Below are 11,672 nucleotides of genomic sequence, written 5' to 3'. Positions count from 1 at the left end.
GCGTCTTTTGCAAACTTTGCGCGCGTCAAAATGTGGTTTATCAACCGCTCAATTACCTTCTTATATTCTCGATGTGATTGATGCCTTAAACAAGGCAGGCTATGAAGCTTATATCGTGGGTGGTGGTGTTCGAGATCTGATGTTAGGTTTGAATCCTAAAGATTTCGATGCAGTCACCAATGCAACCCCGGCTCAGGTCAAGGAAGTTTTCGGACGACGTTGTCGGATTATCGGACGACGTTTCGAACTAGCGCATGTCTATTCAGGGCGGGAACTGGTTGAAGTGGCAACCTTCCGTGCACCACCAAAAAAAGCAGTGACCTCGGCCGCGGGGATGATTCTGCGTGATAATAACTGGGGCAGCATCGAGCAGGATTTTGCCCGTCGTGATTTCTCCATCAATGCAATGTACTACCAGCCGCGTAAAGGCATTGTGCTGGATTTCTGCAATGCGGTCGATGATATTCACAGCAAAACCTTACGCTTACTGGGTGATCCGACTTTAAGATTTGAAGAAGATCCGGTGCGGATGCTGCGAACCTTACGTTTTGCGGCCAAGCTGAACTTTAATATTGATGAGGCGATTCTGGATGTCTTTACGCCGGAAATGACCCAGTTACTGCGTGATGTTTCTCCACATCGACTTTATGATGAATCACAGAAACTGTTCACCATGGGACACCTAAATCGTGTCTTGCCAATGCTGATCGATTTCGGGATCTGGCAGCAGTTATTTGCAGATATCAAGCCTGAAATTACGCCGTTTATGGAACGTGCTGCGAAAAATACCGATCAGCGTATTTCTATCGGCAAGACCATCAACCCTGCATTTTTCTATGCGGTATTGTTATGGCAGCCGTTCCTTGAGCGTTGTGAATTCTATCTGAATAAAGGTGTGGTAGCGGCCGAAGCCCGTGCCCAAGCTGGGCTCGACGTATTAAAACGTCAGGCGACTCGCACCATTATTCCACGCTTTGCGGAAACCTTTATTCGTGAAGTCTGGGAAATGCAGACCCGTTTGCTGAATCCAAAACCACAGCAAATCGAAGCTTTGTCCAGCCATGCGCGTTTCCGTGCTGGCTTTGACTTTTTGCTGTTGCGTGAAAAATCAGGCGATGCAACTGCACAAGGCATGGGTAGCTGGTGGGATGCTTATCAGCAAATGAGCGGTGACGAGAAAGAACGGGCCATCAGCCAGTATAACCGTCAGCGTGCCAAGAGCCGTCGCAAGGCGAGTCAAGAAGAACATCTGGAACAGAAACTGACCCAACAGCAAGATCTTGCCGAGATTGAGCCATTAGTGAATGAACCTGAACCACGCAACCGTCGGGTGCGTAAAGCCAAGTTTGAAGACAAAGTGAAACCTCTGTCGCATGTGGCAGCCAGTGCCAGCGGTGAAATTGGCGCAGATCATCCGATTATGAAACGTAAGCGGGTAAAACGTGATCTGAGCCAGGTGGTGTTTGGGCCAACACAATGATCGTGACGTATATTGGCCTGGGCAGTAACCTGGGCGATTCACGCCAGATTCTGGCAGAAGCTGTACAGAAACTGGCGACCTTGGGACAGGTGAAAACTTCACATCTGTATCAAAGCCCACCCATGGGACCACAGGATCAGCCAAACTATCTCAATGCAGTGGTGCAATTAAATAGCAATCTGGCAGCTTTAAGCTTGCTGGATCGTCTGCAAGCCTTTGAGCAGGATGCAGGTCGTGTACGTTTACGTCATTGGGGCGAACGTACATTAGATCTGGACTTACTGCTCTACGGTAATGAGCAAATTCACAATGAACGCTTGACTGTGCCGCATGTCGGGGTATTAGAGCGTGATTTTGTCCTGATTCCCCTTCTGGATATTGATCCTGAAATACAGGTTCATGGACACAGATTAAAAGACCTGGACATTGTCAAACAATCGACCCTCGCGGTACTCGATGACGGCAACTGGGCAAATATTTAATTTTTAAGTGATGGTAGCTTCGTCAGAACTTTTAAGCATAGAGGAACATTTTCATGGTCAGTCTGAGTGATTTAAGACGCTTTAAAGCAGATGGACGCAAATTTTCATGTCTGACTTGCTATGATGCCAGTATGGCCAAAGCCATGGAAATTGCCGAAGTGGACAGCATTTTAATTGGCGATTCTTTGGGAATGTCAATTCAGGGCCGTGATTCGACTTTGCCGGTCACGGTTGCGGATATGGCCTATCATACGGCTGCGGTACGCCGTGGTAACCAGCATGCCTTTATCATGACTGACTTGCCATTTATGAGCTATGCTACCTTGAATGATGCCTTGCAAAGTTCGAAAACCGTGATGCAGGGTGGCGCGCAAATGGTGAAAATGGAAGGCGGTGCATGGTTGGCGGAAACCGTGCAAGTGCTGACCCGTAACGGTATTCCGGTGTGTGTGCATTTGGGTCTTACTCCGCAGTCGGTACATGTCTTTGGCGGTTATAAACTGCAAGCCCGTACCCGTGAAGCGGCCGATCAGCTCATTGCGGACTGTAAAGCAGTAGTAGAGGCGGGTGCTGCATTATTGCTACTCGAATGCGTACCGGCACAGATTGGCCAGGAAATCACAGAACTGTTTCCGCACATTCCGGTCATTGGCATTGGCGCAGGTGCAGCTACAGACGGCCAGGTGCTAGTGGTACAGGATATGCTGGGTCTGACCTTTGGTCACACTGCAAAATTTGTACGTAATTTTATGCAAGAACAATCGGGTGCGACAGCCATTCTGGATGCTTTTAAAGCTTACCATGCTGCAGTTTTAGATGGATCTTTCCCGGCACCAGAACAAACTTTTCAGGTTGAATTGTAAGATGAAAACAGAAACCACCATTCAGGGCTTAGCGGCATCATTAAATCCGGCGCGTACCAATCGCAAGATTATCGGTTTTGTACCGACTATGGGCAATCTGCATCAGGGACATTTAAATCTGGTGCGTGAAGCGCGTAAGTTGTGTGATGTAGTGGTGGTCAGTATTTTTGTCAATCCAATCCAGTTTGGACCCAATGAAGATTTTGACAGCTATCCGCGCACGCTTGAGCAGGACCAGCAGCTTTTGGCAGAAGTTGGTTGTGACATCGTGTTTGCGCCGACGGTTGAGCAAATGTATGGTAAAAAACCGCGTCTGACCAATATTAGTGTTTCTGACATTACCAATGATTTATGCGGTTTGCAGCGTCCTGGCCATTTTGATGGCGTGGCGGTGGTAGTCACTAAATTGTTTAATATCGTACAGCCGAATTACGCCTTCTTTGGCCAGAAAGATTATCAGCAATTGGCGGTGATTCGTCAGTTTGTACAAGACCTGAATATTCCACTGGAAGTGATTGGTGTGCCGATTGCCCGTGCAGAAGATGGCCTGGCTTTAAGTTCGCGCAATGGTTATTTAAGCGAAGAGCATCGTGCAATCGCACCGGTCATTTATCAAAGCTTGCAAAAAGCTGAACAGCAATTACATGCAGGCGTGGAGCTGGATACGGTATTGGCGGAGATTCGCCAGACTTTAACCGATGCCGGGTTTGTGGTGGATTATGTTGAAGTCCGCACTCCAGAATTACAAAAAATTCATACGTTTAATCAAGATCTTGTGTTATTTATAGCAGCAAAGCTGGGGAATACACGTCTGATCGATAACCTGCAGGTTAAATACACTGCCGGCTAAAATGAAAGGGTAGCATGCATGAAGCGCATTTTAATTGTCACAGGACAATCTGGTTCGGGTAAATCATCTGCATTACAGGTGCTTGAAGATCTGGGTTATTACTGTATTGATAATCTGCCTTTGGCATTGCTTCCCGAAATCGTGGCAAAACTGGACAGTGAAAATAATCTGGAACAGCTGGCACTGGGCGTCGATGTGCGCAGTACCCGGGCAGATTTACAAGAATTTGATCATGTATTTGAGCAACTGCAACAGCATGGTTCGGTCGATATTATTTATCTGACCACGCAGGATCAGGAGCTGATTGCCCGCTTTAGTGCTTCGCGTCGGCCGCATCCTCTAGCATCACGCTTTAAAAGCCTGAATCAGTGTATACAGGAAGAAAAAATCCTGTTGATGCCGATTCAGTTGCGTTCTACGGTGCATATCGATACCACCGATAAAAGCGTGCATGATCTGAAACATACTTTGTTGTCCAAGCTTGGACAGGCCGATAACCTGATCCTGATTCTGCAATCCTTTGGTTATAAGCATGGCATTCCACTGGATGCCGATTATGTCTTTGATGTCCGACATTTACCGAATCCGCATTGGGAACTGGAACTGCGCAAATTTTCAGGACTAGATCAGCCGGTGCAGGCATTTTTACAAAAGAGCGATCAGGTCGAGGATATGTTCAATGATCTGTATCATTTTCTGGACAAGTGGTTGCCGACCTTTGCTGAAGGGCATCGTCATTATATGACCGTGTCGATTGGCTGTACCGGTGGTCAGCATCGTTCTGTTTATATTGTGGATAGACTAAAAAAAGCCCTTGAGGCAAAATGGTCTATTCAAGTCCTCCATCGAGAAATGAAGCACTGGTCATGATTGATACGACAGTTGACGTAATTAATAAACTGGGTTTACATGCACGCGCATCTGGTAAACTGATAGAAGTTACCACCAAATTTCGTTCCAGTATCCAGATTGGCAAGGCTGACAAATTGGTAGATGCCAAAAATATCATGTCATTGCTCATGCTTGGTGCAGGCAAAGGAACAACTTTACGCTTAGTGATTGAAGGAGCAGACGAGGACAAAGCCTTATCTGAAATTCAGGCACTATTTGCAGCAAAATTTTATGAGGCAGATTAATCGTGGCACGTCGACCGAACAGTTTAACTGAAGAAGATTTTGATTCTTTAGAGGGACGCGCAAGTAAGACCGAACAGAAAAAAGCAGTCCAGCGTATGGCTGCTTTAGGTGCGCAGCTTGCAGAGCTGAGCGCTAAACAAATTAAAAACTTACCCGTAGATGAGCGTTTGATTGATGCCTTGCTTGATGTGCAGGCAATTAGTTCACATGAAGCACGTCGTCGTCAATTTTCACGGATTGGTAAATTATTACGTAATGAAAATGAAACGGTAATTTTGTCTTATTTAACACCCAAACAAGGTCTTAAAAAGACAGCTCAATTACAGCGTTGGGTGGATCGAATTGTCAAAGATGGAGATCCGGCCATCAATGAATTTACCAAAACCTATAATGCGACAGAGCGTCATACCTTACGTCAACATTATCTTCGGGTACACCGTGATTTAAAGAATCAAGCACCTGAAGAGGAAGTAAATGCTTCTAAATTAAAGCTGTTTAACTATGTACAGCAAGTGGCCTTGATTTCTGACAATTAAGTAGCCATGTAAAAAAGCGGTCTTTTAGGCCGCTTTTTTTATAGCTGTTTTAATCCGGTTGGCTTGACTTGGATATGCATAGTTTATAAGTGATCTATCTTAATATTACTATTCCAGCTTCTAAAATTGCATGGGTGATAAAAAACACAAAATTTTCACAATTAATTTGTTAATAAATGTAAGTTCTTTACAATCCTCAGTGGTTTTTGGGGTCTGTTTTTAGTTGAAATGCTGATATTTAAAATATTTCTTACATTAGAATTGTTAAGATATTTTAAAAAATTAAAAATTAATTCTGAGCATTATTAGGTAGATGAAGCCTGATATAAAATCTGTTTTTAATCATAAGGTCAAACTATATAGTTGAAAAATCATTAGCTTTTACTTTAAATAGAGTAAAAAGCGATGGTGGGTATTTTTTATTCGGTACTGTGTTACAGTAAATACAAATAAAGATACTTATTTTAGGTGAGATATATTAATTTCAAATACTTATGTAGATTTTTTTCGAATAGTAAATTTTCAAGTTATTCTTAATCAATTAAATATCAGTATCTTGCAGTTAAGAATGTATCTGGATAGAAACAGGTTAACAAATCCTTTAACCTAGAGGTGGGTTTTCATCGTTGAGTAAATATAGAATCTTTGTTATTGATTGTATGAATTTGGTCGGCTGTGTTTTCTTTATTCCATAAACATTCAGAGAGGCAGACATGGAACTAAAACTGCTAGAGGTCGGTCAGAATACGGAGCAATTAAGCTCGTGCCGTATATCTCTCATTTTAGGTGTCTATACCTCTAACAACCTATTAGACACCTTTTGTAAGATCGCCCGTAAAGTTTTAAACGTTAAAACCAGTATTATCGGCTTCCATACGGAACCATATATCTGGTACAGCTGTCCGCGCGGTTTCCGGGCCTTGCACGCCCCGCAGAACGTGAATCTGCCTGCGTATCTGCAACAGTCAGATGTCATTGACCAGATGCATCCTGCTTATACAGAACTGTCAAATTATGTGAAAAATCTCGGTGTAGCGCATCAGAGATTAGTCGCCTTTAATTTAAAATCAAGTAGCGGTGTGTCTTTTGGACAGGTCATTTTCTTTGATGATCAGACTGAAGGGTTTGATCAGGATGATATTGCCACTATTAAACAATTTGCTGAAAGTTTAGTGATTCGAATTCAGCTCAATCAAGAACATACTGAACTGAAAGAATTATATGAACAGCAATGCGCACTCAACTTCAGTAAAACCAAATTTTTCCAGATTATTGCGCATGACTTGCGTGCACCATTTCATGGTTTACTGGGCTTTTCCGAAGTGCTAGCGCAGGAGCGTGACACTCTGGACGAATCCAGTATCCAGAGCATCGCGGATTATTTATATGATAATGCACAATCGACCTATAACCTGCTGGAAAGCCTGCTGACTTGGGCGATGGCAGAGGGTGGACGCTTTATTTATCATCCGATTAATTATGAATTGAAACAATCCAGTAATATTGTGTGCAGTGTGCTGAAAAGTCTGGCCTTAAATAAAAAAATTGAACTGGTTGATAATATTCCTGAAGACATCAAGGTACATGCGGATATCAACATGATTACCTCTGTCTTGCAGAACCTGGTGTCGAATGCGCTTAAATTCACCCCGGTGAATCAAGGCGGTAAAGTGATTTTAGCTGCAGAAATGGAAGGCGAGCAGGTCAAGATTACGATTCAGGATACTGGCTTGGGCATGACTGAAGAGCAGATGCAGAATCTGTTTAAACCGACTTTGGGTGTGAGTGTCAGAGGCACAGCTGAAGAGAAAGGGGCAGGTTTGGGTCTGGTGCTCTGCAAGCGCTTTATTGACCTGAACCATGGTCAAATTGCTGTAGATTCCAAAGAGGGTCGGGGTACGACCTTTACCGTGCATTTACCGATGGTCACCAATGATCATCAGGCACTGGTGCTTGAAGATGTACATATCGAGCAATCTTAAAAGGTAAATTTCAAACTAAAACATTCCCACTGAGACAAAACTCCTGCTATCTTTAGTGTGAAAGAGGACTCCACCCAACATTAGGGTGGAGGTGAATTTCACGACTTTTTTTAGTGCAATATGATAGAATAATTTGCATTAAGTCTCTGTATATAAATATATTTAAGGCGAAATGAAGATCAACAAAGCGTACAAATTTAGGCTTGAGCCTAATGCGGAACAGGAGCTTGTTTTAAACAAGTTGCTTGGCTCTGCACGTTTTGTTTGGAATCAAATTTTAGCTGTTTCGTTCGAGATGCTTGCTAATAATGAGCGAATCAACAAAGTTAATTTAGTCAATAAAATTCCTGAATTACGCAAAAAACCTGAATGTGCTTTTCTAGAAAACAGCTCAAATGGCGTTTCACTCCAACAAAAAGTTCGTGATCTTGGTGATGCTTGGGGGAAGTTTTTTAACAAAAAGGAACAAGCTAAGTTAAAGCAAAAACCATTTAGAGCTAAGAAGCCACGATTTTTTAAATTATCCGATGGTGGGGAAGTTCAACTTAGACCACTTATGCCACGATTCAAAAAGAAATCTGATGGTTATGATTCCATTCGTATTGTTCAATTTGGCAGATATTGTTGGGTTAAAGGCAACCAAGTTAAGTTACCTAATGACATTGGCGTTGTGAAATTCAGAAAATCACAAAATATTGTGGGTGAGATTAAGAACGTCACAATCTCAAAGCATGTCGGGAAATGGTATGTGTCATTTGGTGCTGAAAACACAGTAGAAGCACCAGTCCACCCATCAAAATCAGCCGTTGGCATTGATTTAGGTGTTAAAAAGTTAATTACAACGTCTAGTGGTCAAGTATTCGACCCGATCAATAGTTTCAAGGTCAATCAAGTAAAGTTGGCTAGGCTTCAGCGCAAGCTGAGAAAGAAAAACAAGTTCAGTCAAAATTGGAAAAAGCTGAATCTCAAGATCAATACATTACACCATCATATTGCCAATATTCGGCATGACTACTTGCACAAAGTCACCACAACGCTCAGCAAAAACCACGCAATGATCGTAGTTGAGGACTTAAAAGTAGCCAATATGTCGAAGTCAGCGAAAGGCTCAATCGAGAAAAAAGGAAAGAATGTTAAAGCCAAGTCCGGCTTAAATAAATCAATCCTGGATCAAGGTTGGTCAATGCTTGTTAATATGTTGGTGTACAAACAGCAATGGCGAGGTGGTTTACTCGTTAAAGTTGACCCTAAATATACAAGTCAGACTTGTAGTTCATGTGGTCACGTTGCAAAAGAAAATAGGCTTACTCAAGCAAACTTTAGTTGTGTCGAGTGTAGCTTTGGCGAGAATGCAGATATTAATGCTTCTCGCAATATTTTGGCGGTAGGACATACCGTTTTGTCTGTGGAGGGTGGATGCGGTAAAGGTCGCCTTGCGAAGCAGAAAGCAAGTGAAATCCGTGAGGAAGTCACCTAAGAGCTTTTACTTTTAGAATCCCCCACTTGAACATCGTGAAAGTGGTGGGAGTATGTCAAAACTAAGCAGAATGTTTCAGGGGAAGAGTTGAGTGATGAATGCGGCACAATTGCAGAAAACCTTAAGAGCTAGCCAATATACCGAACAGGTATTGGCCAATCACCAGAGTTTACTGGAACAGGATTATGCAATTGATCAGTTTCAAGGCTCACTCAGTCGGGAATATATTGATCAGCTGGTGCAGCACTGCATCCTGAATATAAGCGATGAAGCAACGTGGATGCGCGCAATGCGTATTCTGCGGGCTCGTTTGATGTTTCGCTGGATCTGGCAGGATGCCAATCAACTCACCGATGTTATTACCCTCACTCAAGAACTCTCCGATTTTGCCGATGCCTGCATCTGTGCGGCGAAAGATTTTGCCCGTATTCCGGTCGCTGCCAAGTATGGCCAGCCGATTGGCTATAACGGAAAAGTCCAGGATCTGATTGTCATCGCGATGGGCAAACTCGGCGCCCAAGAACTCAATCTTTCCAGTGATATCGACTTGATTTTTGCCTTCGATGAGCAGGGTGAAACCGATGGGCGCAAATGTATTGATGTGCAGCAGTTTTGCATCCTGTGGGGACAGAAACTGATTCATTTGCTGGATCAGATCACGGCGGATGGTTTTGTATTCCGGGTGGATATGCGCCTCCGTCCCTGGGGCGATGGTTCGGCGCTGGCCATTAGCCACGCGGCCTTGGAAAAATATCTGAGCCAGCATGGGCGTGAATGGGAGCGTTATGCCTGGATTAAAGCGCGTATTGTCAATCCAAGTCCGGAAGGCGATGAGCTGCTGGAGATGACCCGTCCATTTGTATTTCGCAAGTACGTCGATTACAGCGCTTTTGAAGCCATGCGCGAAATGAAAGCTATGATCGAGCGCGAAGTACAGCGCCGTAATATTGAAGATGATATCAAGCTCGGAGCCGGTGGCATTCGCGAAGTCGAGTTTATCGTGCAGGTGTTTCAGTTGATTTACGGCGGCGCCAAACTTGAATTGCAGGATCGGCAGTGTCTGGTGAATCTGAATCATCTGGATGATGCCGAGTTACTGGATGAACAGGCGGTGCAGGATCTGGAAGATGCTTACTTATTCCTGCGTCGGGTCGAGCACGCGATTCAGGCACTGCATGATCAGCAAACGCAATCACTACCGACTGAGCCAGAGTTAAGGGCGCGTATAACGGACACGCTTGGTTTTGCTAATTGGGATAGCTTTATGGCATATCTCAATGAGAAACGTGACAAAGTTATGTATCAGTTTGATCATTTAATTAAGGAAAATGGTCCAGATACCCTGGTTGAAAGTTTTTCACAGCTGGAAAAGAAACTCAAAGAAGTGTTGGATGAGAATGCGAAGAATCTCGTTTATGAGTTTTGGAATGGGCATGCCTTAAAAAAATTACCGGCAAAGGCGGTACAACGTTTAAAAACCTTCTGGCCACATTTAATTGAAGCCGTTTTACAGTCAAATGATCCTCAGGTGGCGTTGGTACGCTTAATGCCCCTAGTTGAATCAGTGATGCGCCGTACGGTATATCTGGTGATGTTAATCGAGAGCAAAGGCGCATTGCAGCGTCTGGTTAAAATGGCAACGGTTAGTCCATGGATTTGCGAAGAACTGACTCATTATCCGGTACTGCTGGATGAATTCCTGTCAATGGATTTTGAATTGCCAAAACGTCAGGATCTGGAAGATTCCTTGCGCCAGCAACTGTTGCGCATTGAAGTTGATCAGGTCGAAGACCAGATGCGGGTCTTGCGCCTGTTTAAAAAATCCAATGTACTTGCTGTAGCCGCCAGTGATGTGCTGGCAGAAAGCCCGTTGATGAAAGTTTCTGATGCCTTGACCGATATTGCTGAAGTATCGGTGAATGCAGCGCTGCATCTGGCCTATCAGATTGTGGCGAAAAAGCATGGTTTTCCACTGGATGCAGAAGGGCAGCGCTGTTCAGTCGAGCATACTGCTTTTGCAGTCATTGGTTATGGTAAAGTCGGTGGTATTGAACTGGGTTATGGCTCGGATCTGGATCTGGTCTTTATTCACTATATGGGTGAACAGGCCGATACCGATGGACTCAAGCCGATCAGTGGTTTTGAGTTTGCCATGCGTGTCGCACAAAAGTTTATGTCCCTCATGACCACGCAAACCCTAGATGGACGCGTATATGAAGTCGATACCCGCTTGCGTCCATCGGGCGAAGCTGGGCTTTTGGTGACCAGTTTGAAAGCCTTTGAACAATATCAGTTCAAGAGTGCCTGGTTATGGGAGCATCAGGCCTTGGTGCGAGCCCGTCCGATTGCGGGTGAAATGAGCTTGCGGAAAAAGTTTGAAGTCTTGCGCCGGGATATTTTGATTCAGCCTCGCGATGAAAATTATGTACGGGCAGAAGTACTGAAAATGCGTCAGAAAATGAAGGAGCATCTCGGTTCTTCTAAAGAGCAAAAAAAAGATGGTATTTTTCATTTAAAACAAGATGCAGGTGGTATCGTAGACATCGAATTTATGGCACAGTATGCGGTGTTGGCCTGGAGTGGGACGAATAAAGATCTCGCCCATTTCTCCGACAATGTACGAATTCTTGAGGATGCCGCAAAATCAGGTTGCTTATCCAGCGACGATGCGACTGCTCTGATTCAAGCTTATCTCCGTGAACGCGCCGAGAGCCATCGCTTAGCCCTTGCAAATCAATCCATGCAAGTGTCTGCAAGCGACTGGCACGATACCCGAATGACCGTTTGCAAGTTATGGCAAAGACTAATTGATCCAAGTGCAGACTTTGTACTGGATAGTGAATAATTGTGAGAAATTGGAGTTTGT

General features: G+C 44.1%; 10 protein-coding genes. All 10 read left to right on the top strand.

Features of this window, described 5'->3' with window-relative positions; genetic code table 11:
• Positions 1 to 7 precede the first annotated feature (7 nt).
• Positions 8 to 1,480 (top strand): polynucleotide adenylyltransferase PcnB, encoded by a 1,473-nt coding sequence (gene pcnB / locus ACIG3F_RS03260; RefSeq protein WP_311204280.1) that lies wholly within the window; start codon positions 8 to 10, stop codon positions 1,478 to 1,480.
• Entirely contained in the window at positions 1,477 to 1,962 is a 486-nt protein-coding gene (gene folK / locus ACIG3F_RS03255; RefSeq protein ID WP_085064510.1) for a 2-amino-4-hydroxy-6-hydroxymethyldihydropteridine diphosphokinase, read from the top strand. Before pcnB ends, folK begins: the two co-directional genes overlap by 4 nt.
• Positions 1,963 to 2,015: 53 nt before the next feature.
• Positions 2,016 to 2,825 (top strand): 3-methyl-2-oxobutanoate hydroxymethyltransferase, encoded by an 810-nt coding sequence (gene panB / locus ACIG3F_RS03250; RefSeq protein ID WP_396469370.1) that lies wholly within the window; start codon positions 2,016 to 2,018, stop codon positions 2,823 to 2,825.
• A 1-nt stretch (position 2,826) separates the two neighbouring features.
• The gene (gene panC, locus ACIG3F_RS03245) at positions 2,827 to 3,675 is read left to right on the top strand and encodes a pantoate--beta-alanine ligase (RefSeq protein ID WP_004278336.1); all 849 of its coding nucleotides are present in this window, start codon (positions 2,827 to 2,829) and stop codon (positions 3,673 to 3,675) included.
• Between the two features lie 18 nt (positions 3,676 to 3,693).
• Positions 3,694 to 4,545 (top strand): RNase adapter RapZ, encoded by an 852-nt coding sequence (gene rapZ / locus ACIG3F_RS03240; protein WP_004278335.1) that lies wholly within the window; start codon positions 3,694 to 3,696, stop codon positions 4,543 to 4,545.
• Entirely contained in the window at positions 4,542 to 4,811 is a 270-nt protein-coding gene (locus tag ACIG3F_RS03235) for an HPr family phosphocarrier protein (RefSeq protein WP_034438008.1), read from the top strand. Before rapZ ends, ACIG3F_RS03235 begins: the two co-directional genes overlap by 4 nt.
• 2 nt (positions 4,812 to 4,813) lie before the next feature.
• Positions 4,814 to 5,347 carry a ribosome biogenesis factor YjgA gene (gene yjgA, locus ACIG3F_RS03230; protein ID WP_004278333.1) on the top strand — a complete coding sequence of 178 codons (534 nt, stop codon included), beginning with the start codon at positions 4,814 to 4,816 and terminating at the stop codon, positions 5,345 to 5,347.
• 713 nt (positions 5,348 to 6,060) lie between these two features.
• The gene (locus ACIG3F_RS03225; RefSeq protein WP_396469369.1) at positions 6,061 to 7,329 is read left to right on the top strand and encodes a sensor histidine kinase; all 1,269 of its coding nucleotides are present in this window, start codon (positions 6,061 to 6,063) and stop codon (positions 7,327 to 7,329) included.
• A 172-nt stretch (positions 7,330 to 7,501) separates the two neighbouring features.
• Positions 7,502 to 8,806 (top strand): RNA-guided endonuclease InsQ/TnpB family protein, encoded by a 1,305-nt coding sequence (locus ACIG3F_RS03220; RefSeq protein WP_396469368.1) that lies wholly within the window; start codon positions 7,502 to 7,504, stop codon positions 8,804 to 8,806.
• A 94-nt stretch (positions 8,807 to 8,900) separates the two neighbouring features.
• Positions 8,901 to 11,651: a bifunctional [glutamate--ammonia ligase]-adenylyl-L-tyrosine phosphorylase/[glutamate--ammonia-ligase] adenylyltransferase gene (glnE, locus tag ACIG3F_RS03215; protein ID WP_004647483.1), complete on the top strand. Its 2,751-nt coding sequence runs from the start codon at positions 8,901 to 8,903 to the stop codon at positions 11,649 to 11,651.
• Positions 11,652 to 11,672: the final 21 nt, after the last annotated feature.

This window comes from Acinetobacter sp. NPDC052428 (genome assembly GCF_044547685.1).
In the GTDB taxonomy this organism is placed as follows: Bacteria; Pseudomonadota; Gammaproteobacteria; order Pseudomonadales; family Moraxellaceae; genus Acinetobacter; species Acinetobacter lwoffii_G.
The sequence above is the reverse complement of the archived record's forward strand: the minus strand, read 5'-3'. Positions and strand labels throughout refer to the sequence as shown.